Source organism: Kribbella sp. NPDC050241, from assembly GCF_044459685.1.
In the GTDB taxonomy this organism is placed as follows: Bacteria; Actinomycetota; Actinomycetes; order Propionibacteriales; family Kribbellaceae; genus Kribbella.
The window spans coordinates 145,597-170,514 of the sequence record NZ_JBITJE010000012.1 but is presented as its reverse complement, the minus strand read 5'-3'; the positions used below and the strand labels follow the sequence as shown (position 1 = coordinate 170,514).

Genomic DNA, 24,918 nt, shown 5'->3' with positions numbered 1-24,918 from the left:
CAGGTTCTTGGACACGGCCGTGACGAGCGCTGGGCGGTTAGGGTAGCCTCACCTGTGTGATTGTCTGCCACTGTGAGGTCGTCAGCGACCGCGACGTCGTCGAGAGCATCGACCGCGGCGCTCGGACGCTCGCGCAGGTGTGCGGGGCGACCGGGGCGGGACGGAACTGTGGCGGCTGCGTCTTCTCGTTGAAGCGGTTGTTGTGCCAGCATGGGAGGTCGGTCTCGGCAGCCTCAATCACGGAGGTGGCAGGTGCAGCCGGTTAACCCACGCGTCGTCGTACTGCTCAACGAGGCGCTCACCCTCGAGCTGACGGTCATCAACGGGTACTTCCTCGAGGCCAGGATGCTCGACAACTGGGGATTCGGGCGGCTCGGCAAGGCCTTCTACGACCTGTCGATCGACGAGATGAAGGACGCCGATGCGCTGATCAGCCGCATCCTGTTGTTCGACGGCCACCCGAATCTGCAGAAGCTCGGCGCTGTGGCGGTCGGTGAGGACGCCCAGGAGATGCTCCGGCTGGGCCTCGAGGGCGAGCTCGCCGCGGTGGCGCAGTTCAACACGTCGGCGAAGGAGTGCCACGACCTCGGCGACCACGGCACCGCGGCCGTGTTCGAGGAGATGGTCCGCGACGAGGAGACGCACGTCGACTGGTTCGAGTCCCAACTCGACGCCATCGAACGCGTCGGCGTCCAGCAATACCTCGCCCAACAGATCGAGCCCGGCAAGTCACCAGGCTGACGGAGTGGCCACCCGTTATCTGTACGTCGTGAGGCACGCCGAGGCACTGCCGGATCAGAGTGGGTTGTCAGACAAGGGCCGTCGTCAGGCCGTATCGCTCGGTCAGCGACTGCAGGACGTCCCTTTCTCGTCTCTTCATCACAGTCCGCTTCCCCGGGCAGCCCAAACCGCGCGCCTGGTCCAGCAGGAACTCCAGAGCGAAGTCCTGCTGGAGGATTCGGAAGCAGCCGGAGACTATGTCCCCTACCTGCCGACGCAGGACGAGCTGCCGGCGGACTCGGCTGACTTCCTGCTGCGCTTCCTCCAGCAGTTCACGGCCGAGGAGCTCGAAAGCGGAGCTGAGCTGGCGCGCGTGGCCCTGGAGCGATTCACCGGGCCGGTGGACGGCAATGACGAACAGCACCAGCTGCTGATCACCCACAACTTCCTGGTCGGCTGGCTGGTTCGACACACCCTGGACGCGCCGAAGTGGCGGTGGCTCGCTCTCAACCACTGCAACGCGGCACTGACTGTCCTCCGCTTCGCGCCAGGTCGTCCCTCCTCGGTCCTGATCTACAACGACATGCGCCATCTGCCCGCCGACCTGCGCTGGACCGGCTTCCCCACAGACCTGCACATCTGAAGGCCATCGGTGCGCCGGAGACTCAGAAACCCTGGCCACTGAGGCACTCACCTGGTGCTGACCTGGCCCGGCGTAGGAGAAGGTGGTGGCGGGGGCGATTTCGGTGGGATGTCGCCGCAGCCGAGGGGTGGGGGCAGATGAACGACGACGAGTTGGCTTTGATGATGCCGCTCTATCAGGCTGATCGACAGGACCTGCAGGCGCTCAGCACCGTCAACGGCGCACTTTTCGCAGCTGCGAGCGCGTATGTCGGCCTGGTCGTCTTCGCCCTGACCCAATCCAGCTCCGACGACATTCCGTCGTTCTTGGTGCTGTTCCTCCCGCTCCCACTGTGGTCGCTCGTCATCTTCGCTGTGGTGACTGCCAACATCGCGGTCCTGAAGTCGTCGGCATGCAAAGCGTTCGAGGCTCTCCTCGTGGAACGTCTGCGGCTGTCGGCGAAAGACTCGGTCGGCATTACCTTGCAAGCCCGGATAGACGCACCTACGAAGGCCCGAAAGGTGCATGCGCCCAGACAAGCCGGCTGGCTGTTTCTCACTCTTCTGTGGGCCTGCTACACGACGATGGGGATCGGGATCTGCGGCTTCACCGCGTGGGTCACACTCGGTGCGGATTGCTCTCTGACCTGGCGAATTGTTGCGCTCGCTTGCTATCTGGGCATGGCTGTCCTGGCGCTCGGTTCACTTGTTTCATCGGTGGGGAACCCCGCGATGACGGTCGACTACGCCCAGACGCCGGACGTCTGAGGACCACGCAACCGAGCGGGCTGCTCAGGTGGGGTGGATGTTCTTGTTGTGGTGGAAGGTGTTGTCGGGGTCGTACTTCGATTTGACCTCGGCGAGACGTCGGTAGGTGTGATCGCCGTAGGACTCTCGGATACGGCTGTCGTCGTCGGCGTCGAGGAAGTTGATGTAGACGCCGGCGGCCCGGTGTGGCTCGAGGGCTTGCAGGAACTGCCGCGCCCACGCAGTCTCGGCGGCGGCCAGCCCGGCGGCTTGGTCTGGCAGCCACACTCCTTCGATGACGATGTTGTGGGGCACATCGCGACCGGTGTATGCGGTGGCGTCGTGGGGGACCCGGGCGACGGCGCCACCCAGATGAAACATCGCCGCGTACGACAGGGGCGAACCAGCGGTGTAGGCGTGCTCGGCGATGACATCGATGGCGTCGTCGGAGAGCCTGGCGAGGTTCGTGGACTTCCAGTAATAGTGCCGGCCATGGGGAACGGTGTCGTCGATGGCGCTCTGGTGCGCGACGTACGGCGTGGGTGCGACCACGTCCGCGAGCGGCGTACCGAACCGGCGGAGGCTCCGCACCGCACGCTCGCCGTCGTCCACGGCGCCGGCGTAGCAGAAGGCGACAGCGATCGCCGGCCGCCAGTGCAGGTGATCGGGGATGTCCGGCCAAGGAGGGACCGTGCCGAGCCTGACTACGCTGCCGAGCTCGTCGGGGGCTTCGGCAACGAAGTCCCGGTAGAAGCGCAGTACCTCCGCTGTGTCCTCGGCCGCCCAGAAGACCGGACCGGCGACGACGTCCGGGCCGAGGGAGTGCAGCGCGAACTGGAACGAGGTGACGACGCCGAAGTTGCCGCCGCCGCCTCGTAGTGCCCAGAACAGGTCGGGGTGTTCGTCGGTGGACGCCCGAACGATGCTGCCCTCGGCGGTGACCACCTCGGCCGCCCGTAAATTGTCGACGGCGAGCCCGTATTTGCGCATGAGCCAGCCGAGGCCGCCACCGAGGGTGAGCCCGGCGACGCCGGTGTGGCTGACGATGCCGCCGGTAGTGGCCAGACCGTGGGCCTGCGTCTCGTGGTCGACGTCGCTCCAGAGGGCACCTCCCTGCACCCAGGCGGTGCGGCCGGCGGAGTCGACCCGAACGGCCCGCATCGCCGAGAGGTCGATGACGATCCCGTCGTCGCAGACCGCCGTACCGGCCACGTTGTGCCCTCCGCCCCGGACGGCGATCTCCAGCTCGTGGTCGTGGGCGAAGCGCAGGGCCGCGACCACGTCGGCGCTCCCACTGCAGCGAGCGATCAGCCGGGGGCGCCGGTCGATGACGCCGTTCCACACCGCTCTGGCGGCGTCGTAGTCGGTGTGGTCGGCAGTGATCAGCCGGCCCAGGAACCCGTCGATCTCCATAGCGGTTACCTCCTCGCTCGGGTGGGCCGGCCTCCTCGGCCCGTCCGCTGTCGACGGCACCATCGCATCGCGGTCGACTCCGGCCGTGAAGTCAAGAATCTGGACTTCACACGCGAAGGCCGCAGCAAGACACTGGCGTCGTGAGGACTTACGGTCAGTACTGCCCCATCTCTCGCGGCGCCGAGATCTTCGCCGAGCGCTGGACGCCGCTGATCATCCGCAACCTGTATCTGGGGTGCGGCAGCTTCAGCGAGATCCTGGAGGGCGCGCCTGGGCTGTCTCGCACTCTGCTGTCGCAGCGGCTCAAGCAGCTCGAACGGTTCGGCATCGTCAGCTCGGCACTCAAGCCTGACGGGCGCGGGCGCCACTACGAGCTCGCACCCGCGGGTCACGACCTGTTCAAGGTCTGCGTGTCGCTCGGCGAGTGGGGTGCCGCCTGGCTCGAGATCGCCCCCGAGCACCTCGATCCCTTCGTGGCCCTGTGGTCGATGTGCAACCTGCTCCGCCGAGACCGGCTCCCGCGCCGGCGCGTCGTCGTCCGCTTCGACTTCACCGGCCGCCAGCGCCCCGAGCGGTACTGGCTGCTGATCGAGCACGGCGACACCGAGCTGTGCAAGACGTACCCCGGCCTCGACGAGGACCTCTACATCACGGCGGAGGCCGAAGCCTTCGTCAAATGGCACGCCGGCCAGCTCAGCTGGGCCGAGGCCACCCGCAACGGCCGCATCCAACTCCACGGCCCCTCGTCGCTCGTACGAGCCTTCCCCACCTGGAACGCCCGCAGCGCCTTCGCCCACATCAGGCCGATCCCCCGCGCTACAGCAACCCCAGCAGCCTGAGCCGTTCGACAGGATTCCGGAGATCCAGGACTTCAATGTGCCGCAACGGCGACCCTGCCACCCTGATGTTCACCAAGGAACGACTGCGGACCGTACGGGGCGCCCGGTCCGCAGTCGTTCAGCTCACGGCTGGGTTCACTGACTCAGCTTGGTGAGTCTGGTGTACCAGTTTCCGAGACTGGTGCGCGTGCCTCCGCAGCTTCCGAAATCGGCCAGATCCGGCGAGGGGAAGTATTCCGCCAAGGTGCACGTCTGGCCGATGTACTCCGACGCCAGCCAGATGTTGCCGCCGTCGGTCACGGCGGCACCGTAGTCACCCCAACGGGTCCGCGGAGGATCCCCGACGAACGCCTTGTACGACGTGAATCCGTCAGCCGGCCCGAGGCCCGCGGCCGCGAGGTGGATCGGTCCCACCGACCCGCGTTCGTCGATGCGGACGTAACCCGCGCTCGGGAAGTTGGTCTCGCCGAGGACCGAGAACGCGATCGCGCCCTTGCCGGCCGGGGTGAAGGCGATGGCCGGCATGGTGAGGTTGTTGTTCGCGAGGGCGATGTAACCCTGCTTGGTGACCCGCCCCTCGATCTTGCCGGCGCCGTTGATCTTCGGGCTCACCGCGAACCAGGCGATGCCCGCCTTGAGCTCGCCGTTCACCCTGACCGCGGTACCGGAGGAACCCCACAGAGTGCCGTTGACGTACCAGGTCTGCTGCATCCGGGAATCCAGCGAGTCCGGCGTGGACTCCACCTCGTCGTGCGCGGGCTCGGCCTCGGGCTCGAAGAACACCTGCCAGCACCCCGGACCGAACGGTGTCGGCATCGTCGTGTCGTTGATGCACTCACCCAGCGGGATGTTGCCCGGCTTCTGGTCCGACTCCGGCGGGACGACATACGTCTGGCTGTTCGTCAGCCGGCTCGTGATCCCCAACGCCGGTGCCGCGGAGTTCAGCGACGCCGTGTTGGTGATCGCCCAGATGCCCAGCCGGCGCGCGGTACCGGTCGGGTTGCCGGTCTCGCTGCCGTCACCGGCGATCGTGCTCAACGCGTACTCCGTGCCGTTCCGTTCGCTGGAGTACTCCCCGGCCGGCGAGTTGGCCGGCCAGACGGTGAAGCCCGGCGAGCCGTCGACGGCGAGGTTCTCGACCAGGGTCATGTTGACGCTGGCCGGGTGGCCGGCGAGCTGCGCCTTCGAGAACGCGAAGATCTGCGCGGCGTTGAAGCCCGGCCCGAACAGGTCGTACTCGTTGGTCGACACGTACACGCCGTTCGCGTCCTGGCCGATGTGCGGGTAGTCCTGGAAACACGGGCCGTGGACGACCCCGTCCACGGTGCAGCCGTGGTCGGGTGTTCCGTCGGTCCCGTCGTTCTGCGCCGGGACGTGGTAGATGGTCCAGGCGCCGAGCGGGTTGCCGGTGTTCGACACGGCGAGGTCGATCGTGTTCTTGCCGGTGAAGTCGCCGCTCGGCAGGCTGCCCAAGGTGGTGAGAACCACCATGAAGCGCTGGTGGTCCGGGTCGTACAGGCACACTGGGTCGATGACCTGCGGCCCTATCACGCCGGTCGCGCGGTCGATCGCGGGCGGGTAGCCGAAGAACGTGTTGAGGTCCTGGACCCCGCTCAGCGTGGCGGCGGTCGCCGAGCTGCGGACCCGCAGCACGCTGTTGACCGCCTCGACGACGAACCCGTTTCCGACACACAGCGCCTGGTCGGGCGGCTCGAGCGAGAACTGGTTGCCGCCGTTGGCGAGCCGTTGGTCGCGGTGGGTCAGGCCGTTCACGCTGGCTTGGACATCCGAGTTGGAGCCGGCCACGACGCTGGACGCGACGACGGGTGCGTCGAGCGGCTTCTTCGGGAACTTGCCGTTCTTGAACCCCGGGCGCGGACGGGTGAACTGACCGGCCTCGCCGTCGCCTTCCTCCTCGTCCCGGCCTCCGGGCCGCAGCTCCGGCTGCTGGAGACCGTCGACTCCGAGCGGACGTGTCTGGATACTCGTCGTGCCGCCGCTGGGAATCGCGCGGGTACCTCCGGCGGCCGCACCCATCGAGGTTGCCGGGGTGATCAGGCCGGCGGAGATGACCAGGGACGCAGTTGCCAGACCAAACGCTCGACGGCGGGTCATGTGAGAGGTGAACTTCATGGGTTGCCCTCCATGCTGGTCGCGTGCCACTGGAGTGGCGACCGAACGTCAGCATGTCGGCACACGCGATGCAGTGGTCGGCCTACCGCACCCCGAGTTGCCCGTTCGCCAAGCTTCACCAGCCATTTGAGACCTCAGATGTGGTGAAGCGCAAGGGTTGGCAACTGAGCGTGCACACGCGGGGTCGGTCGCACGCACACGCTCGAAACAGCGGCCCCCTCACCGGCCAAGCCTGGTCTCGGCACCGATGAGAAGACCGCGTCGGTCGAGGGCTTACACGTCTTCCGGGAACGGAACTCCCGTGTTGCTGTGGCAGCGGTAGTCGTTGGGGTCCTTGAAGTCGGACAGGTACTGCTGGTGGTAGCGGTGCCGCCTGGGCGATAGAAGCTGTGCCGTCGCTCGGCTGAACTAGGATTGGGCGGTCGGTCTCACGGGTTGATGGAGGAACAGATGAGTGCTGGCGGCAAGCTTGTGAGAGACCGCATCCCGGAGATCATCCGCGCGAGTGGTGCTGAGCCGATCACCTATCGGGCCGAGTCTGCCGAGTACGGTCGCCGGCTGCGCGACAAGCTCCTGGAGGAGGTCGACGAATTCCTCACTGCCGACGGCGCGACCGCCGTCGAGGAACTCGCGGACATCCTCGAGGTCGTCTATGCCTTGGCGGCCGACCTGGGGACTACCAAGGACCACCTCGAAACAACCCGCGCCGCCAAGGCCACAGAGCGAGGGACTTTCACCGACCGAGTCATCTGGACCGGCGTTCGCTGACCGGCGCGCCGGTTCCGTTCTCAGTCGTCGGCTGGGAACGGAACACCCGTGTTGGAGTGGCACCGGTAGCCGTTCGGGACCTTGCGCAAATACTGCTGGTGGTAGCGATGCTGGCGAGGCGATAGAACGCGTCGGGGTACTGCGCCTTGTAGATGGACATCAGGCAACTGGGGCACGGCTACACGCCCTGACCGGTGGCCATCTCGAACCCCAGGCGGTCGGCAGTGCCCACGGCCATCGTCTCATCGATGTAGTGCCGGGTTGACCGGGTGAGGAATCGGAGGTCGGCGTTCTCGATCTCCCGGTACGCCGCCGGCGCTTCGCCGGTGCGGTCGCCTGCACCTCCGTTACGGATCCAGTCGGCCACGGTGTTGCCTTGGTCCCGGACGGAGTTCCACCGCCCGTAGGTCATCGGGCCCATGCCTGCCTCGATCGTCGCAACCACCTCCGGTGGTGTCTCCGGCCAAGAGCACCAGTTACTCACCACTTCGACCAGGCCCAGCGTGAGCGCCTCGTCGAGGTTGGCATCGGGCACGTGGTCGAGATCGGCACCCGCCAGGGCCGCTTCGGTGATGGCGAGGGCGGTCATCACTGGAGCCGCGTCACCCTGCTCAATCGCTGGACACAGCCGATGCTGGGCGAGGTGCCCGAGCTGCGAGTACGGCGTCGGAGCGTCGGCCAGGGACGGCCGGAACCACCGCAGGCTCTTGGACAGGCGTCGGAGTACGACTTCGGTGGGATCGGTCGGGCGGCGAAAGATGCTCACCGGCCAACCTTATGGCCGCCGGCAAGCTACGGAGCTCAGCCTCCAAGGCCGAGGGCACCACCGCGCAGGTGGTGCCCTCAGACTTCAGTCTGCTGTTATGCGCCCGCCGGGAACGGAACACCCGTGTTCGAGTGGCACCTGTAGCCGTTCGGGTTCTTCGAGGGCGATAGGTACTGCTGGTGGTAGCGATACCAACAAAGCGATAGAAGTCCGATGATCCCCGTGCTTCCCTGAGCAACGTACGGGCAGCTGGCGCACACTGGCCAGAAGTCTCGAGCACAGGACTGTTCGCTACAGCGACCAGGCGCCTTGATGTCTCCTGCTGCCCAGTGGTGAACAGGTAGGCCTCTGCCGTTCCCATGTCGGACGGCTTGAACTCCGAGCCTAGTCAGCCCGCTGGGAAGCACGTCAGCGTTGGCCAGACGTCGGCGGCGCTGATGGAGACGCTCTAGGAACTGTGGCACGCAGCTTGTGAACATACTCCAGTAACGGCTGGCGGATGACGTATCCGCAGGCGTCAAAGAAGTAGTCCTCACCAGGTTTGCTGGCTTCCGTTGGCGCCTTGTGGTCGGCCGTCGAGGCAACAATGACCTGCATAGTCATGTCCGTGATTGCCTCGTCGGTGAATCCGTCTTGTACACGGTCGAGCACCCACTGCTGCCAGTCAATGCACTGCTGTCCATAGTCGAGCCCCAGCCTGAGCTTGTCGCGATCCCCTCCTTCGCAGGACTGAAGAAGGGCGTAGAAGGAGATCACGACTGCTAGCCAAGTGAAGAGATTTGTCCAGTTGACTGCGGGCTTCTCATCGTTGCTTGCCATGGCCCTCCCAGGCGCGCTTTCCCGCTGCATCGGCTGAGCAGCGCATGTTGTTACACAGCGGAGAGCCGATCCAGGTCGTGAGGGCGTCTCGCAAGTCGATCGATGGTCTTGAAACCGGTATGGCGGGTGACTGTCATCGTGGGTTCGACTCGCACACCCTCCGCTCACCGTGCAAGGAAACTGCCCGTGACCTGCGAAACGGGTTGTCCTTCGGTACGGATGTGGCACATTTCGCAGCTGGTACAACGTCGGATGACCTCCGACAGGTGGCGGTCTCGACTCGGCTGGCGAGCGGCACCTCCCTCGACGTCCTGATGCGCGTCTACGCCAGTGCCTCGATGGCCAGGCGATGGGGAAGATCGAGGCTACGTTGCGAGGGCTGTCACGTTCGACCAGCCGTGATGCGCTGGTGCGGTGGTCGGCTGGCGCACCACAGCGGCCTACTGACCACATCTGTCGCCGACTCGAGTCGCTGCTTCACCAGAGCTGGAGACAGCAGTTGTGAAGTATCGTCAGCTCGTGAGCATCAATCCGACTGTCAGCACTCATGTCACACTAGATCTGCTGGCCTGGTATGAATCCGGCCTGCTGGAACTCAGTCCAAAGTTCCAACGACGACCAGTGTGGAAAGCGGCTGCGAAGAGCTTCTTCATCGATACGATGCTGCGCGGATTCCCGGTGCCCCCCATCCATGTGCGTTTGGGTATGGGTGCCAAAGGGGCTCCGGAGCGGGAGATCATCGATGGTCAGCAACGACTGCGAGCCGTTTTCGACTACGTGACAGGTAGATTTCGTCTTAGTCGATCATTGGATGCATCGTGGGCAGGAAAGAGTTTCAAGGATCTGACCCAGGATGAGCAGCGACAGCTGATGATGTATAAGTTCCACGGATTCCAGTACGAGAATCTCGATGATGGAACAGTGCTCGAGATTTTCGCGAGAATCAACACCTATTCGGTTGCCTTGAGTGCCCAGGAGTTGCGTAACGGCAAGTATTTTGGCGTCTTCAAGACTGCCATGTACGACGCGGCTCGGCGACACCTCGAATTCTGGCGTCAGGCTCGGATCTTCACCGAGACAGGCATTGCCAGGATGCAAGAAGTAGAACTAGTGAGCGAGTTGTCGATTGCGCTATTGGACGGAATGCAGGACAAGAAGAACACCATTGATGAGTTCTACAGAAATCTAGATGAGACGTGGGGAACGGAGCGCGTCAACTGGAGGCGTGGCCCTATCAACCGGCCAGCCCGCTACCTGAGTGCAAAGAAGACGCTGGAGCGCCTGGACACTGTTACGGATCAGATCGTCGCGGCGGTCGGTGACCTATTGCCAGTGTCCGAATTCCGGCGGGTACCTTTGTTTCATAGCTTGTTCTGTGCCGTCGCCCACCGCAACTATGGATTGCCAGGCGTCGATCTTGAAACACCGCTGAAGCCGCTAGGCCAAGGATCGATCGTCGATCTCAGGGACGCAGTCGTTTACCTCTCTGAGTTGTTGAGTGACAAGCCTTCACCGGAGGAGCTGCCGCCGTGGCAGAGGGATTTTTTGATAGCTTCATCTAGGCAAACGGACAACATCGGCCCACGGCTCACGCGACTAAAGACCATTTGGAATCGCGCAAATTTGAGCGACTGATGCCGAATGATCTCGCGCTTGCGCTCAAGAACTTCAGCGCCGATTGCACGAACACTCTAACGTGGCTGGGTGCCACCGAGGCGCTCTGGCTCAATGCTCCACCAGCGACAGTTGTCCGTATGAATCTTAAGGTTGCCCAGATGGAAGCGCTCTACGAGGCCGCCTTTCTTCGGATTTTCACTGCCTGGGAGGTTTTCCAGGAGGACGCTTGCGTGAGGATGATGGCGGGCGCCAAGACCTCTGTCTACACGCCGTCTGCGCCAGCCGGTCAAGCTCTGCACCGGAGCCAGAATTCGGCGCGACAAGCGTTATACGGAGGTCAAAGGTACCTACTGTGGCATGATCCAGTGAGGTCAGCCAGGCGTGTTGCGAGGCACCTAGTTGCCAGCCCCCTTGAGGCTGAGCTGACTGCCCAAGGACCATGGCTTGATACTGTCGGAAAGGTTCGACACCGGGTTGCCCATGCTTCGAAAGATGCGCACGACAGCTTCCAGGCAGCCGCGCTGAGCTTGACAGGGACGACTCACAGAGGCAGCCCAGGTCGCCTACTTCGCGCGCAGGATACGTCTGATGCGCTCAATCTCAGACGCTGGATCGTTGTAATCGTGGCTGGTCTGCGCGACGCGACAACGCGGGTCTGTCAGTAGATCCCGGCGCATTTCGCCCGATGCATGCCCTGGTGGTAGCAATACCACCGAGGCGATAGAAGCTCAAGGCGGTAGCCTGTGGGAGCGGTAGACGCTGCCTCCTACTCGATTCCCGATGCGGAAGCTGGTGCTCTCCGGCCGTGCACGCCTCAATCAGATTCGGTATCTAGTGCTGTCCGCGGTGGCAATCGTGAGCCTGGTGCTGGGAGCTATGGAGCTGGGAGGGGTGGTGTCTGTGACCTGTTCGCTGATGGTGGAGATCACCATGTTGATCGGCGTGACGGCCGGGGGTCGGGTAGGGGGCAGCGCCTGCGTGCAATCCCGGATGTTCTAGCCATCGTGAGTTGGCTCGTTAGGGCTGGAACATACAGGGCGCGGATCATCGCGGTGAGGTAGTCGGGGAGGACGAGCGGTCGTTGGATGAGTATGAGCGCTGGGCGAAGCGGCAACTTGAGCCGGCGCTTGGCGAGATGACATTTGCTGACCGCGCGGGAGGACCACCGGGGCAGCACGATTTCAACGCCACGTTGTCGGATGGCAGCGTCGCCGCCATCGAGGTGACATCAGTCGTGGACGGTGATCGACGGAACCTGTCAGCGTCGATCGAGAAGAAGAACCTGGGCAGGTTTCGAGTGGGCTGCTCCCAGCGCCTTTGGCTCGTCACCCTCTTGCCGTCTGCGGAAGTCCGAACCTTGAGCACGCAGGCGCTTGAGCCATTGATAGGTGACCTTGAAGCAGAGGAGAGAACCTCAGCCGCTCATTTCGGTGACTACCGCGATCCGTGGGTGAAACGGCTTGCGGTGCTGGGCATCGAGTCAATACACGGAGTGGCCGCGAGTCCGGGTAGCGAAGGGCTGGTCTACGTCCGAGCAGGCACCTACGGCGGTCGTGGTTGGACTCAGGAGGACGTTGACAACTGGCTCGCCTCGTTCCTGGCCAGCCCGCAGGGCGCTAACAAGATCAAGAAGCTAGCGAACGCGACCAGCGCTCACCAAAAACATCTTGTCGTGGTGCTCGACAGCTTCTCGGAGGCCGGGATGGGCATATCCCTGGCGTTGACCGCACGTCGAGAGAGGGGTGCTGCGGCGTACCGCGTCCCCACGGTGACACCCACGGAGCCGGTCACGCATCTCTGGCTGATTCCCGATGTGGATAAGTCGGACGGGTTGCTTTGGGTATGCGAGGAGCACGGATGGCGGGTGCTTTCGCCGGTGCCGTTCGCGGAAGGCGAATAGTCAGCGCAACGGTCAAAGATGCCCTGCACGTCGTGATCATCCAGCCAGTTGGGCCGAGCGGTCGCGGCAGGTTCGCCTCCAACCCGGATCTGCCGGAACTCGTGTGGCGGCAATAGCGGATCTGCGGCTGCCGTGATGCGGGTCCGGAAGTGTCGCCGCAGCTCGCCTATCTCAGTGTCAATCTCGGGCCAGCCCAAACGGTCATGTGGCGAAACTGCGGACGCAAGCGTGGATTCGAGCGCTTGATCCTGGGCTGCCATCAGCTGTGCGTACGGCTCGTCAAAGAGATCACTCAGAAGGTCTCTTCGTGCTTGCCAGCCGCCACCTCCAGACGCGCCCTTTCTGATCCAGTACGAACGCCAGCCGGCGTGGTCACGAAATGGCAGTCGAAACTCGTGGGCGGTCCTAGCTGATGTCCGTTCTAACGCTCGCACAGCTCGCCGCATGTCGACGTCAGAGATCCGCTCGCCGCCGCCTGTTCCTGACAACTGAAGGTCGTCGCGGACCAGATCCATCAGGGCGAGGGCTACATCGAGGTCGCTGTACTGAGGATCTGGAGCCTCGATGAGGCGTCTGAGTCGCTCCACGTCTAGAACGTCCCGTGGTCCATGGAAAACGTCGTTCTCCAAAAGGTAGAAGTCGCCTGCCGCAATCGTCACATCGCGACACTAGACGCTGCGAGTCGCGATGTCAGCGAAACACGTAGGTCGCGCAGGCGACGCACCTACCGGGGCTGAGCGATTGGCGAAAGCCCTCAGCGGCACGTGACATCTCGCGGCTGGACCACCGGCCAAGACGGCTACTGTTTGAAGTCCATGATCTCTTGAATCTCTGGCGTAACTGAAAGTGCGAAGCCATCGACGACGTGTCGTACCCACTGCGCGAAAACCTCGCGCAGCATGCCTAGGTGGAACGCGAACAACTCGTGATCGTGGCGGAAGTTCTTGGCCTTGCTGCCCGCAGCGCTGACGAATGTCGTACAGCATCTTTGCAGATCCGTGAGTACGGTTAGGAGGTAGCCGCCGTCCTCGATGGCGAGCATCTCCGCTTGAAGTGCCTTGCGTAAGTCATCGGCCGACCTCCGGCAGTACTCCTGGTCCTCGTCTGAGAAGCGGTCTCGCAAGAGCCTCCTGCTCTGAAGCAGAATCAGCATGCGCTCTGCAAACCGCCGATTGTCTGCGATGTAAGTCGGATCTAGATCGGTAGTCACGCTTTGTCTCCGTCCAGTCTGCGCTGTATGGCTTCGTCAACCTCTTTGTAGCCCCGGGCCAGCAACCGCTCCTGCACCTCGCTAGCGATCGCCGGTTCGTCTCCGACGATGTCCGCCTTGATGGCTGCTCCTTTTGGGCCAGCCTTGATCCCGACCACTGCGCGAATGAGCGGTAGGTCAGTCTCGTTGGCCGAGTCACGGACGAGCGCGCCGACGTAACCAGAGATGTGCCCGAATCGCGTGATGCTCATCTGATGGCGGAGTTGGGCCAACAATCCGAGCTCGAACTCGAGTCGACGTTCTCTGATCAGGTCGCGCTTTGCTGCCGCCGACTGACGGAACGCGTACCAGATTGCCGCAGCCGCGAGCAGCGCGCCGATCACTCCAGAGAAGGCGCCTAGGAAGTCAACCCAGTCGTTGGTTGGGTCTACCGGAATGGGCACATGCCTCAAGCAGAGGGTCAACGTCACTCGCGAATACTGCACGACCAATCCGCCGTGCGCCAGCACGCTGGGGCTCGTCCGGGCATCTCGCTGGCCGTTCGCGCGGCTATCTAGGGACACCAGTGTTGCTGTGGAACCTGTAGCCGCTCGGGGTCCTTCGCGGGCGACGGGCACTGCTGGTGGTGGCGATACCCGTCCCAGCGATAGAGCGGGCTGGGCACTGCAGTCGATGAGCGCAAACCGTGGCCGCGGGCCGACGAACTCACGGCGGTGAATTCAAAGGTCCGGTCGCTCCGCGACCAGTGGTTGGCCGGCGCCGTCTCGGACGACTTCTTCTATCCGACGCTTCAGAAACTCGAACAACAGCGCCGCGAGCTTCGCAACGACGAAGCCAAACATGCTGCCGCGGTCATGCGCTCGCAAGCTGACCTGTCAGACGTCCGACGCCGCTGGTACACCAACGAGCTGGACCTGTCACAGAAGCGCGCCCTGGTCAAGGAAGCCCTGCACGCCGTGATCATCCACCCGGTTGGGCCGGGCGGGCGAGGCCGAGCCGCGTTCAACCCGGACCTGCTGGAACTCGTGTGGAGGCAGTGACCAGAGACGCCAACACTCAGATGAGGCAGGGCGAAAACCTTGAAGTGCCGGCCGCGCATCTGACCACGTTGAAGGTCCCTGTCCACGGTGCTCCGAGGCAGCGGAAGCGTGAGGGCCAAGGTCCCGGACGAGGTGCGGGTGGATCTGCGCGCGCGTCATCGAAGCTCTTGACGCGAGTCGAAGCGACCAGAAGCTAGCGGCGCCGATCCGAGCGGCGGTTCTCGCCAGGCTGCGTGACATACTGCGCGCCCTGGACATGCTCGACACCAGCGGGCCCGAGGATGCCCTGGCCGCGGCCGAGCGCCTGGGCTTCCTCTATCACGCCGTAGGCGAGAAGTCGTCGGGAGTGAACAAGGCCTGACACGTTGCGAAGCTCGCATTCAGGGTGTTCCTTATCGGTGGTGACTCCTTGCGGGCGATCTAGCAGTGAAGGCTCTTCCAGAGTTGCTGTGCTGAGCGCAGCCGCCGCTAGGTGCCGCGTTGCCGGATGGCGTTGAGTAGTTCGACAAGTTCCGGCGGTTGGAGATCGCGCCAGTCGGTCACCGGCAGCTCCGTGTTGATCATCTGCTCGTAAATTCGCTCGCAAGTGGTAATAGTGTGATCAATGATGAGGAGTAGGCCGTCCAGGGCCAGCAGGCGTATCACCGCATCGTCTTCATCCAGGGGGTGGTACCAAGCTGGCCAGCGGTTATAACGGGCATTGACGAGCGCCTCGTTCATCTGGGAGAGCCTAGCTTGCACTGTGATTGGTGCATTCCGGCCGCGCATATCGGGAGGACCAGAATATCGGGCGAAAACGACTTCGCGTTCCGTCTCGCCCAGGTCCCAGAGGGCGGCGTACTTCTCAGCCAGCTCCTCTAATCGATGCTCGAATTCGCGGATTCGCAGATTATCCATCTCGACTGCGGTGTTTCGTCGAAAATCCTCAATGCTCGTCAGCGTCATGTTCGTGCTGCTTGTCGATCGAATAGCGCCGGCCTGAAACCCACTCTCGGAGAACATCAGACCGCGGTCTGCTCCCACGTCGGACACAATCCCGAGAAATGTGAGAACATGCTCCTTCTTGACAGGCTCCTTCCTCCGTTTGCATTCGATGACCCAGAGCTGGTTGATACCCGCGACCATCGTCCGCGCCGTAACGTCTATTTCGTGCTTTCCCCGCGCTCCCTCCAGCGTCTCCTCGACCGCCGTCGTGAACCCCAGACTAGCAAGAAGCTTTGAAACGTCGTGCTGATAGACTTTCCACTTCGGTGTCATTAGAGAGGAGTTCTCCAACTTCCTCAGGGCGCTCGCCTAGTGCATGCGCGGATGACGAATTCGCCTACTCGAGTCACTCGTGACTAGCTGTCATGCCGGAGCTCCTGTGGAGGCAGTGAGCGCAGGTCTCCACGAGAAAGCGCAGCGGCGCGCTTAATGAGACGGTTGTTAGGCCTCGTCGTCCGGACTCTCTTGATGGGCTGCCTTCAGCGAGGCTCGGGCGCGATTCGTGCGGTTTTCAGGACTATCCGGTAGGCGCGCGTCGTCCCAGTCTGGAATATCCGGGGCGTCGCCGTAACTCTCCAGGTCGCCGAGGTAGTCCAGACCAAATAGCGCCACGAGTGACGCACGGCGCAACGGGCTGACCCAGAGAGTTTCGCCATCCTGACCGTGGTTACGAGGCATCAGTTGCGACAGTACGGTCACCAAGTCAGTGCGATCGACTAGCTCTCGGCAGAACGATTGACATGAGCTCACGTCGATGAATCTCCAGCTCCAGATGAGATTCGCGACCTGGTCGCCAATCCTCCCACTGGGTTCAACCTCGTCGCGAACTCTGCTTTCCAGACGCGGTCTCAATATGGGATCCAATGCTGCGGACCACTCCAGCTCGGCGGCGTCATCGCGTCCGGCTCGCTTTCGCATTCCTGTGAGGCGAGCGGCGAGGCTGCCCAAGAAGTCAAGCCCATTGATGTCCTCAGTTAATTCTTCCAGCAACGGGCCGAGTTGGCGGTTAGGGACTCTGGCGAGCGTGGCGCTGGCCAGAGCACTAATTGGCCACGGGTCCGCGACGCCGGCCTCGCTGAGCTGAAGTTCGCGAGCTGCCCAGCAAATCAGCCGGACCGCGGGTCTCGCCAGCGCCGGGTTGTCCTCAACCGCTGCGGTTACCTTTCTACCTGCTCGGAATGAGTCATCGAGCATTCGCTGACGCAGCCTGGAGAGCGCGATGGTGGCAGTCTCGTCGGCGTCTACCGGGTCGGCAGAAAGTGCGATCTGGACCATCGCATCGGGGATGTCATCACTCGTGACCGTGAATGCGAAATATCGGTCGAAATAGTCTTCATGGCCGACACCTTGGCGAGCGGCAATCTCGTCATAAAAGGCGGGATTGTAGTCTGAGTTGCGCATCGCAGACCTAATCGGAATAAACAGATCAGCAAGCAGCTCCAGGACCTTCTCGCGATCCTTCGCGGGTATGCCAGCTGAATCGAGTAATTCGATCCAGTATTGTTTCGTTCCCTTGTGGTCCCTCTGGAACAGGCGTTCATAAACATCGCCACCCGTTAGTGCGGCCCTGTGTTCTTGGACCGCTCTGTAGGTGCTAGGCTCGAACGTCCTCAGCCAGGTTAGAATCAGGAAGTCACAAAAATCAATTTCCCCGTTTACTGTCGACCAAAATGCATCCACCTGTGCGAGGAATCGTCGGATTGCTCGCGGCGTCTGGAGCCTGTGGCGAAGCGTAGTCTCGTACACCTTCAGGATTCTTAGACGATCGCCGTCTTCAATTCGCGTCGTCGTTTGCTCTATCACTTTGTCAAGCATCTGCTCGAAAAGGACACTTGCTTGCTTTTCTCGCAGTGGCGGTAGGTCGAGTCGAACCTGCACCATCTTTTCCAGATATTCCTGCGCGCGCCGCTGGTCGTTGAAAGCTAGTTCGGTTCGCATGAGGACGTCGAGAAGTGTGCGTTCATCGTAGCTCAACAAGTAATACAGGTTCGGCATCCGCCCTAGGGAGCGGATTAGCCTGAAAACCATCAGAAGCTCCTCGGGCTCCAAGCAATCGAGATCATCGATCACCATCAGCACCGGGCTATCTAGCTTTTTCAGGGATTCTTCTGCGGATTTGAGTGCAGCCGAGATGCTGCTACCGCCGGCGATTAACTGCCCAAGCTTGTCAATCATCGATGATGAATCGAAGCCGGCCAGGCCCGTTAGCTTTCCAAGTGGGCTGGCCAACTGAACGACCTTGCCGACCTTTTCTCGGACCTCTTTACCCTTGCTGTCGTCCGGGAGAACCGAGGATAGCTCGCCGAAGAAGCCGAACATCATCGCTGTAACGTCGGTATATCCCCAAGGGTCGAACCGAGCCATCAACCAGCTGTCGGGTAGCTTGGCCTGCACCAAGGACAGAATTGAGGACTTGCCCGAACCCCAGGAGCCGATGATGGCGACGACAGTCGAGGCCGTGCCCTGCTGTCGGACCCTGGACATCACGGCTGCGACGTGCTCGACGTAGCTGACCCGGTCGAGCTGGTCTTCCTCGACATGCTCGACCGGGTCGTCGCTGAACAAATTCTCCTGACTCACCCGACGCCTGCTCCTCGTATAGATGTTGTCGGGTGTGGCCGCCGCTCCCTAGCCGTTGCCACCCGGGTCGGGCGGGAAGGCCATTCCGGTGTTGCTGTGGCAGCGGTACCCGTTGGGGTTTTTATAGCTAGAAAGGTACTGCTGGTGGTAGCCCTCGGCGTAGTAGAAGGTGGTGGCGGGGGCGATCTCGGTGGTGATGTCGCCGTAGCCGAGGGGCTTGATGACTGGGGCGTAGAGGTCGCGGGTGCGCTCGGCCTCGGCACGCTGGGCGTCGGTGGTGTAGTAGACCGCGGAACGGTACTGGGAGCCGAGGTCGTTGCCCTGGCGCATGCCCTGTGTCGGGTCGTGGGTCTCCCAGAAGACCTTCAGCAGGTCGGTGAAGGTGGTCTTGGTGGGGTCGTAGACGACTCGGACGGCCTCGGTGTGGCCGGTGCGGCCCGTGCAGACCTCCTCGTACGTCGGGTTCGGGGTGTAACCACCCGCGTAGCCGACGGCCGTGGTGTAGACCCCGGGCTGCTGCCAGAAGATCTCCTCGGTGCCCCAGAAACACCCGGTGCCGAACCAGACCTCCTCGAACCCCTCAGGGGCAGCAGCGGTCTGCGGCGTACCGAGCACGATGTTGTCCGCCGGTACGGCGAATCCGGGCTCCGGCCGGCCGGGCAGTGCGGCCTCGGGCTCGACCAGGGCTGTGTTGCGCTTGAAGAACGACATTCTCACGCCTCTCGCAGAAGTACTGTCATGATCCTTCAACGCCAGGGGTAAGGCGAACCTTCCCCACACCCCTTACGGCGAGATGACGTCAAGCGATCATGGCCGCCGAACGCCGGGCCGGCGCCCCGCCCGTGGTCAGCGACGCGTACGACGCGGCCAACTGACCGACCCCGTCACGCAGCGCATCCGGGTCGAGCGTGAACGGCAACCGGATGAACGACTCGAACCCACCATCCGGCGAGAACCGCGAACCGGACACCAGCAGTACGCCGTTCCGCTGCGCAACCCCGACCAGACTCGACCCAACGGGCTCGGGCAACTCACACCACAGCGACAACCCACCACCCGGCACCCGGAACCGCCACGACGGCAACTCGGAAGCCACCGCCGACGCCAACGCATCCCGCCGTCGCGCGAGCTCCGACCGCCGCTCCGGCAGAATCGTCGACCGCTGCCGCAGCAACCCGGCGACGACCAACTGCTCGAGCACCGGCGCCCCCAGATCCATCGACGCCCGCGCGTCCAGGATCCGCGCGACCAGCGCCTCCGGCACCCGCATCCACCCGATCCGCAGCCCACCCCAGAACGACTTGCTCACCGACCCCACGGTGATCACGCCGTCGGGGTCGTACGACGCGAACGGCGGCGGCAGCTCCTGGCCGTCCAGCGACAGCTCGAACAGCGTCTCGTCCACGATCGCCGTCGTCCGGCTGCGGGCGAACGCGATCGCCAGCCGCTGCCGGTCGGCGGCCGGCATCAACCAGCCGGTCGGGTTCTGGAAGTCCACGACCATCCAGGCGGCTCGCGGCGCCGTCTGCCTGATCGTTGCCTCCAGCAAGGGAAGGTCCCAGCCGCCGGGGCTCATCGGCACCGCCACCACCCTGCAGCCGCTGCGCCGGATCGCGTCGACGGAGTTCGGGTGCGTCGGACTCTCGGTCAGCACCCGGTCGCCGAACTGCGTGATCGCGCGGATCGCGATCGACGTCGCCGCCAGCGCACCGGCGGTCACGATGATCTGGTCCGGCGTCGTCGGCAGCCCGCGCTCCGCATAGGCCGCCGCGATCTCCGAGCGCAGCACCGGCAGGCCCTGCGGGTGGTACCCGGGCGTCGCCAGGTGCACCGGCAGGTCCCCGGCAGCCTCCGCCACCGCCGTACTGATCCCCGGTACGGCGGACGGCGCCGCGCAGGTGAAGTCGTAGAGCCCGTCCGTGTCGATCCCAGGCGCGTGGTGCCGCCCGAGTTCAGGGGCGACCTTGGACGGGAGGGCGGTGACACTGCCCGACCCGCGGCGGCTCATCAGATAGCCGCTGTCGCGCAACTCGCGGTACGCCGAGGCGACCGTCGTCCGGCTGACCCCGAGGGCTTCGGTCAACTCGCGCTCGCTCGGGAGCCGCGAGCCAGGGATGATCCGGCCGTCCGCGATCAGCAATCGGAGCCGGTCGGCCAGCACCCGGTACGCCGGGCCGGAGTCGTCGGCCCAGGACCCGAGCAGGCCGGCGAGCGTACTGGCGGGGAGATATTGCCGCTGCATGCAGTCCACTATTGCGCAATTGGCTATCGATCACCAGGCCAGTTGCTCTGCAAACTGGAGAAGTGACCGTCACTTCCCCCGCACCGCCGCGCCAACTGGCGCCCCTGAACCCGATCCAGCAGCTGAAGGCAGGCCACCTGCCCCGGCGCCTGGTCCAGTTGTACGTCGGCCTCACCCTGTACGGCGCCTCGATGGGCCTGATGATCAAGGGCAATCTCGGCCTGGACCCGTGGGACGTGTTCCACTCCGGCATCACCAAGCACCTGCCGCTGAGCTTCGGCACCGTGGTGATCGCGATGAGCTTCGTCGTACTGCTGGCCTGGATCCCGCTGCGGCAGTGGCCCGGGCTCGGCACGATCAGCAACGCGATCGTGATCGGCCTGGTGACGGACCTGACCCTGGCGACGGTCGACCGGCCGGACGCGCTCTGGCTCCGGATCGTGTTCATGCTCGCGGGCGTCGTGGTGAACGCGCTGGCCGGCGCGCTCTACATCGGCGCGCAGTTCGGCCCCGGTCCCCGCGACGGCCTGATGACCGGCCTGGTCCGTCGTACCGGCCTCAGCGTCCGCCTCGTCCGGACCGCGATCGAGCTGACCGTGCTCGTCATCGGCTTCCTGCTCGGCGGCGTGATCGGCGTCGGCACCGTCGTCTACGCCCTGTCGATCGGCCCACTCGTCCACGTCCTCCTACCGATCTTCACAGTGCGTCTCAAGCCCGACCTGCCCTAGCACCCCTCCGCCGCTTCGCGCCCACCCCTTCGCGCCCACCCCTTCGCGTTCGCGGCTCCGCGTCCGCGTTCGCGGCTCCGCGTCCGCGTTCGCGGCTCCTGGCCCGCGGCTTCGCGCTCGCCGCTCCCGCAGCGCAGGCTGCCGTCCGCTGGGTTAGCCCACCAAACGGTGGGTTGGCCCACTGCGTGCGGTTGGCCAACCCGCCTTCTCATGGGCGGACTCAGCAGAGGGCAGTGCGGCCGGGGTGCGGGCGGGGCAGCTCGGCGGCTGCGGCTGGCGCTGGGCGGATGCGGAGCGGGGCAGAGCGGGGCGGAGCGGGGCAGAGCGGAGTGGGAGCGCAGGCTGGGGCTTAGCGTTCCAGGTGGGTTTTGAGGGCGTTGAGGCGGTGGTCCCAGTCGCGCGTGAGGGCGGCGAGGAACTGCTGGGCGAGCTGCATCGGGGCGGGCCGGAGGCCGTAGCGGACACGGCGGCGTTCGCCGTGCTCGGCGGTGACGAGGCCCGCCTCGGCCAGGAGTGCGAGGTGCTTGGCGATCGCCTGCCGGGTGATCGGCAGGCGATCCGCCAGGTCCGTCGCGGTCGAAGGCCCGTTCGCCGCGAGTACGGCGAGTACGCCACGCCGCCGCGGATCCGCCAAGGCCACGAACACCTGCTCCGCCACCGCCTCGACCTGGTCTGTGGCGGGCATGGCAGGTCAGGCGGCGTCGAGGTAGTCGACGAGTTCGCCGAGTTCGGACGCCCAGCCTTCGGTGTTGGCGCCGAACGCCTTGGTGTACTCGCCGTCCGGCAGTTGCGCGAAGCCCGACTCGATGACGGTCAGCCGGGTGCCGGCGTCGACCGGCTCCAGGGTGAACTCGACGTACGTCCGGCGTTCGTCCTCGGCCGGCAGGCCGTAGATGTGCCAGGTGAAGCCGAACGTGGTCGGCTCGTCGACCCGCTCGATCCGCATCTCGGCCCGGTCGCCGCTGGTCCACGTCATCTCCGCGGATCCGCCCGGCCGCAGGTCGATCTTCGCCTGGTGACCGAACCAGGTGCCGAGACCCTCGGCCGTGGTCAGCGCCGCCCACACCTTCGCCGGCGGGTGGGCGAGCTCGACGGTCCGCGCGATCTGGTCAGGAAATCCCATCACAATCCTCCTGGTGAATAGCAACTATCTGGTTGCAATCCAACATATGGCAACCCGTCGGTTGCGTCAAGAGTCTCAGTGCCGGACGGCCGGTGCGGGACGGAGCAGACCAGGCCGTACGCTGGTCCGGTGAACACGGACCACCACTACGGCTTCGAGACGCTCGCCATCCACGCCGGGAACGAGCCCGACCCCACCACCGGTTCGGTGGTGCCGCCGATCTACGCGACCAGCACCTACAAGCAGGACGGCGTCGGCGGGCTGCGCAACGGCTACGAGTACTCCCGGTCGGCGAACCCGACCCGGACCGCGCTGGAGGAGTGTCTGGCCGCGATCGAGGCGGGCAACCGCGGCTTCGCGTTCGCCAGCGGCCTGGCCGCGGAGGACACGCTGATCCGCTCGCTCTGCGTCCCGGGCGACCACATGGTGTTCCCCGACGACGCGTACGGCGGCACGTTCCGGCTGTTCTCCAAGGTGCTGGGCAACTGGGGTGTCGAGATGACGCCGGTCGCGGTCGCCCACCCGGAGGCGATCCGGGCCGCGATCCGCCCGGGCAAGACCAAGATCGTCTGGCTCGAGACGCCGACGAACCCGCTGCTGAACGTCGCCGACATCGCCATCGTCGCCCAGATCGCGCACGACGCCGGTGCCCTGCTGGTGGTCGACAACACCTTTGCCACGCCGTACCTGCAGCAGCCGCTGGAGCTCGGCGCGGACGTCGTCGTGCACTCGACCACGAAGTACATGGGCGGTCACTCCGACGTTGTCGGCGGTGGGCTGATCGTCCGCGACGCCGGGCTGGCCGACAAGATCGCCTTCCACCAGAACGCGATCGGCGCGGTCGCCGGCCCGTTCGACTCCTGGCTGGTGCTGCGTGGCATCAAGACCCTCGGCGTCCGGATGGACCGGCACAGCGACAACGCCGAGAAGGTCGTCGAGTTCCTGCAGCGGCACAAGGCCGTCAGCCAGGTGCTGTACCCGGGCCTCGACGGTCACCCCGGCCACGAGACCGCCGCCAAGCAGATGAAGCGGTACGGCGGCATCGTGTCCTTCCGGGTCACCGGAGGAGAGCAGCACGCGCTGGACATCTGCAACAAGGCCGAGGTCTTCACCCTGGGCGAGTCGCTCGGCGGTGTCGAGTCGCTGATCGAGCACCCCGGCAAGATGACCCACGCCTCGGTCGCCGGTACGCCGCTCGAGGTGCCGGCCGACCTGATCCGGCTCAGCGTCGGGATCGAGACGATCGACGACCTGCTGGTGGACCTCGACCGCGCGATGGCGTAGTTGGCGGGCCTGTTGGTGGCCGTCGACTTCGGGTCGACGTTCACGAAGGCGATCGCGGTGGACTCCGGCTCGGGCGACCTGGTCGCCCGAGCCGAACACCGGACCACGATCGACACGGACGTGATGGACGGCTGGCACGCCTGCCGCAACGCCTTGCTGGAAGCCGATCGCGGCGTCGAGCGCGCCGAGGTGCTGGCCTGTTCGAGTGCGGGCGGCGGTCTCCGGATCGGTGTCGTCGGCAACGAAGAGCTCGTCACCGCGGAAGCCGGCCGGCGGGTCGCGTTGTCCAGCGGTGGCCGAGTGGTTGCCGTGGTCAACGGCGGGCTCACGGCAACTTCCCTGAAGGAGCTGCGCAAGGACCGCCCGGACGTGGTCCTGCTGCTCGGCGGCACGGACGGTGGCAATTCGGCAGTACTGCGCAACGCTGCCGAGGTGCTGGCCAGGTACAAGTGGCGTCGACCGGTCGTTGTCGCAGGCAACCTTGATGCGCAGGCCGGGATCGGCGAGACCCTTGCGGCGGCCGGCGTACCGCATGTCCTGGCGGACAACGTCGTACCCGAGATCGGGGTGTTCGCGCCGGACAGTGCGCGGGCCGCGATCCGGGAGATGTTCCTCGCCCATGTGATCGGCGGGAAGAACCTGTCCCGGGACCCGGCGTTCGCGCGGATGGTCCGCGCCGCCACGCCGGACGTCGTACTGCGCGGAGTCGAGGTGCTGGCCGGGCTGCATGGTGATGTCGCGGTCGTGGACATCGGTGGTGCGACCACGGACGTGCACTCGGTGATCGAGCTCGACCCGGAGGACGCGAACCTCGGCCGCGAGGTGGTCGCGCCGCATCCTGTGACGCGCACGGTCGAGGGCGACCTCGGCATGCGCTGGAGCGCGGTCCCGGTAGTCGCCGCCGGCATCGAGTCCGGTCTCATCCCGGACGGCGACCTGCTCAGTACGGCGGCCGCTCGCCGGCACGCCGATCCGTCGTACCTTCCTGACAGCGAGCAAGAGGCGTCGTACGACGAGTTGCTCGCGAGGGTCGCGGCGACGGTGGCGTTGCGGCGGCACGCGGGTCGCCAGCGGATCGTGTTCGGGCCGGGCGGTCGGGTGATCGAGCGGTCGGGCAAGGACCTGCGCGAGGTGGACCTGCTGGTCGGGTCCGGAGGAGTGCTGCGGCACAACGGGCCGGACGTCGCCGCGCGGATCCTGGGCTCCGTCGGGGTGAACGCACAGGAGGAAGGCTGGCTCGTCCCGGAGCGCGCGGAAGTCTGCGTCGACAAGGACTACGTCCTGGCCGGCGTCGGCCTGCTCGCCGGCCTCGCCCCAGCCGCAGCCGAAGGGCTCGCGGCGCACATTCATGGAACGGTCCGCACCGGGCACTAACCTCAGTACC

Annotated in this window: 25 protein-coding genes; 13 read left to right on the top strand and 12 right to left on the bottom strand. The window is 64.8% G+C overall.

Going from position 1 to position 24,918, the window contains the following annotated elements:
- Nucleotides 1-56: 56 nt before the first annotated feature.
- The 4 genes from ACIBG5_RS37275 to ACIBG5_RS37260 all read left to right on the top strand — a co-directional run bounded on the left by ACIBG5_RS37275 (nt 57) and on the right by ACIBG5_RS37260 (nt 2,109).
- Nucleotides 57-266 (top strand): bacterioferritin-associated ferredoxin, encoded by a 210-nt coding sequence (locus ACIBG5_RS37275; RefSeq protein ID WP_131363115.1) that lies wholly within the window; start codon nt 57-59, stop codon nt 264-266.
- Nucleotides 253-741, top strand: coding sequence for a bacterioferritin (bfr, locus tag ACIBG5_RS37270; protein WP_396396447.1), 489 nt, complete (start codon nt 253-255; stop codon nt 739-741). The genes ACIBG5_RS37275 and bfr overlap by 14 nt, the downstream gene beginning before the upstream one ends.
- A 4-nt stretch (nt 742-745) precedes the next feature.
- Nucleotides 746-1,363, top strand: coding sequence for a histidine phosphatase family protein (locus ACIBG5_RS37265; RefSeq protein ID WP_396396445.1), 618 nt, complete (start codon nt 746-748; stop codon nt 1,361-1,363).
- Nucleotides 1,364-1,500: 137 nt separating this feature from the next.
- Nucleotides 1,501-2,109, top strand: coding sequence for a hypothetical protein (locus tag ACIBG5_RS37260; RefSeq protein WP_396396444.1), 609 nt, complete (start codon nt 1,501-1,503; stop codon nt 2,107-2,109).
- A gap of 24 nt (nt 2,110-2,133) precedes the next feature.
- Here ACIBG5_RS37260 and ACIBG5_RS37255 read toward each other — a convergent pair whose 3' ends face one another.
- On the bottom strand, nt 2,134-3,501 hold the full coding sequence (locus tag ACIBG5_RS37255) for an FAD-binding oxidoreductase (RefSeq protein ID WP_396396443.1): 1,368 nt from the start codon (nt 3,499-3,501) through the stop codon (nt 2,134-2,136).
- A gap of 140 nt (nt 3,502-3,641) precedes the next feature.
- Here ACIBG5_RS37255 and ACIBG5_RS37250 point away from each other — a divergent pair, with 140 nt between their 5' ends.
- On the top strand, nt 3,642-4,340 hold the full coding sequence (locus ACIBG5_RS37250) for a winged helix-turn-helix transcriptional regulator (protein ID WP_396396441.1): 699 nt from the start codon (nt 3,642-3,644) through the stop codon (nt 4,338-4,340).
- Nucleotides 4,341-4,475: 135 nt separating this feature from the next.
- Here ACIBG5_RS37250 and ACIBG5_RS37245 read toward each other — a convergent pair whose 3' ends face one another.
- Nucleotides 4,476-6,473, bottom strand: coding sequence for a hypothetical protein (locus ACIBG5_RS37245; RefSeq protein WP_396396439.1), 1,998 nt, complete (start codon nt 6,471-6,473; stop codon nt 4,476-4,478).
- A 450-nt stretch (nt 6,474-6,923) separates the two neighbouring features.
- On the opposite strand from ACIBG5_RS37245, the gene ACIBG5_RS37240 reads away from it, so the two are divergent.
- Complete coding sequence (locus ACIBG5_RS37240; protein ID WP_396396438.1) at nt 6,924-7,241, top strand: nucleoside triphosphate pyrophosphohydrolase; 318 nt, start codon at nt 6,924-6,926, stop codon at nt 7,239-7,241.
- Nucleotides 7,242-7,419: 178 nt separating this feature from the next.
- Here ACIBG5_RS37240 and ACIBG5_RS37235 read toward each other — a convergent pair whose 3' ends face one another.
- Nucleotides 7,420-8,007 carry a hypothetical protein gene (locus ACIBG5_RS37235; protein ID WP_396396436.1) on the bottom strand — a complete coding sequence of 196 codons (588 nt, stop codon included), beginning with the start codon at nt 8,005-8,007 and terminating at the stop codon, nt 7,420-7,422.
- Between the two features lie 408 nt (nt 8,008-8,415).
- Nucleotides 8,416-8,826, bottom strand: coding sequence for a hypothetical protein (locus ACIBG5_RS37230; protein WP_396396434.1), 411 nt, complete (start codon nt 8,824-8,826; stop codon nt 8,416-8,418).
- A gap of 519 nt (nt 8,827-9,345) precedes the next feature.
- On the opposite strand from ACIBG5_RS37230, the gene ACIBG5_RS37225 reads away from it, so the two are divergent.
- From ACIBG5_RS37225 to ACIBG5_RS37215, 3 genes are all read left to right on the top strand, one after another.
- Nucleotides 9,346-10,461 carry a DUF262 domain-containing protein gene (locus ACIBG5_RS37225; RefSeq protein WP_396396433.1) on the top strand — a complete coding sequence of 372 codons (1,116 nt, stop codon included), beginning with the start codon at nt 9,346-9,348 and terminating at the stop codon, nt 10,459-10,461.
- Between the two features lie 762 nt (nt 10,462-11,223).
- Complete coding sequence (locus ACIBG5_RS37220; RefSeq protein ID WP_396396431.1) at nt 11,224-11,442, top strand: hypothetical protein; 219 nt, start codon at nt 11,224-11,226, stop codon at nt 11,440-11,442.
- Nucleotides 11,443-11,524: 82 nt separating this feature from the next.
- Nucleotides 11,525-12,343, top strand: coding sequence for a hypothetical protein (locus ACIBG5_RS37215; protein WP_396396429.1), 819 nt, complete (start codon nt 11,525-11,527; stop codon nt 12,341-12,343).
- Between the two features lie 799 nt (nt 12,344-13,142).
- Here the strand turns inward: ACIBG5_RS37215 and ACIBG5_RS37210 are convergent.
- The gene (locus tag ACIBG5_RS37210; RefSeq protein WP_396396428.1) at nt 13,143-13,553 is read right to left on the bottom strand and encodes a hypothetical protein; all 411 of its coding nucleotides are present in this window, start codon (nt 13,551-13,553) and stop codon (nt 13,143-13,145) included.
- Nucleotides 13,550-14,023: a hypothetical protein gene (locus ACIBG5_RS37205; protein WP_396396426.1), complete on the bottom strand. Its 474-nt coding sequence runs from the start codon at nt 14,021-14,023 to the stop codon at nt 13,550-13,552. The genes ACIBG5_RS37210 and ACIBG5_RS37205 overlap by 4 nt, the downstream gene beginning before the upstream one ends.
- A gap of 243 nt (nt 14,024-14,266) precedes the next feature.
- Here ACIBG5_RS37205 and ACIBG5_RS37200 point away from each other — a divergent pair, with 243 nt between their 5' ends.
- Nucleotides 14,267-14,593, top strand: coding sequence for a hypothetical protein (locus tag ACIBG5_RS37200; protein WP_396396424.1), 327 nt, complete (start codon nt 14,267-14,269; stop codon nt 14,591-14,593).
- A gap of 468 nt (nt 14,594-15,061) precedes the next feature.
- On the opposite strand, the gene ACIBG5_RS37195 is transcribed toward ACIBG5_RS37200, so the two are convergent.
- The 4 genes from ACIBG5_RS37195 to ACIBG5_RS37180 all read right to left on the bottom strand — a co-directional run bounded on the left by ACIBG5_RS37195 (nt 15,062) and on the right by ACIBG5_RS37180 (nt 20,399).
- Nucleotides 15,062-15,868, bottom strand: a complete 807-nt coding sequence (locus ACIBG5_RS37195; protein WP_396396423.1) for a restriction endonuclease — start codon at nt 15,866-15,868, stop codon at nt 15,062-15,064.
- Nucleotides 15,869-16,018: 150 nt separating this feature from the next.
- A complete protein-coding gene (locus ACIBG5_RS37190; protein WP_396396422.1) occupies nt 16,019-18,157 on the bottom strand; it encodes a P-loop NTPase fold protein in 2,139 nt (712 codons plus the stop codon).
- A gap of 48 nt (nt 18,158-18,205) precedes the next feature.
- Nucleotides 18,206-18,868, bottom strand: a complete 663-nt coding sequence (gene msrA, locus ACIBG5_RS37185) for a peptide-methionine (S)-S-oxide reductase MsrA (RefSeq protein WP_396396421.1) — start codon at nt 18,866-18,868, stop codon at nt 18,206-18,208.
- A gap of 88 nt (nt 18,869-18,956) precedes the next feature.
- Nucleotides 18,957-20,399 carry a PLP-dependent aminotransferase family protein gene (locus tag ACIBG5_RS37180; protein ID WP_396396420.1) on the bottom strand — a complete coding sequence of 481 codons (1,443 nt, stop codon included), beginning with the start codon at nt 20,397-20,399 and terminating at the stop codon, nt 18,957-18,959.
- A gap of 62 nt (nt 20,400-20,461) precedes the next feature.
- Here ACIBG5_RS37180 and ACIBG5_RS37175 point away from each other — a divergent pair, with 62 nt between their 5' ends.
- Nucleotides 20,462-21,127, top strand: a complete 666-nt coding sequence (locus ACIBG5_RS37175) for a YitT family protein (RefSeq protein ID WP_396396419.1) — start codon at nt 20,462-20,464, stop codon at nt 21,125-21,127.
- A 349-nt stretch (nt 21,128-21,476) separates the two neighbouring features.
- On the opposite strand, the gene ACIBG5_RS37170 is transcribed toward ACIBG5_RS37175, so the two are convergent.
- Nucleotides 21,477-21,812 carry an ArsR/SmtB family transcription factor gene (locus ACIBG5_RS37170; RefSeq protein WP_396396417.1) on the bottom strand — a complete coding sequence of 112 codons (336 nt, stop codon included), beginning with the start codon at nt 21,810-21,812 and terminating at the stop codon, nt 21,477-21,479.
- 6 nt (nt 21,813-21,818) lie between these two features.
- Complete coding sequence (locus ACIBG5_RS37165) at nt 21,819-22,250, bottom strand: SRPBCC domain-containing protein (protein WP_396396416.1); 432 nt, start codon at nt 22,248-22,250, stop codon at nt 21,819-21,821.
- 129 nt (nt 22,251-22,379) lie between these two features.
- On the opposite strand from ACIBG5_RS37165, the gene ACIBG5_RS37160 reads away from it, so the two are divergent.
- Together ACIBG5_RS37160 and ACIBG5_RS37155 are read left to right on the top strand one after the other, a co-directional pair.
- The gene (locus ACIBG5_RS37160; protein WP_396396415.1) at nt 22,380-23,534 is read left to right on the top strand and encodes a cystathionine gamma-synthase; all 1,155 of its coding nucleotides are present in this window, start codon (nt 22,380-22,382) and stop codon (nt 23,532-23,534) included.
- The gene (locus ACIBG5_RS37155; RefSeq protein WP_396396414.1) at nt 23,535-24,908 is read left to right on the top strand and encodes a glutamate mutase L; all 1,374 of its coding nucleotides are present in this window, start codon (nt 23,535-23,537) and stop codon (nt 24,906-24,908) included.
- The last annotated feature ends 10 nt before the right edge of the window (nt 24,909-24,918 follow it).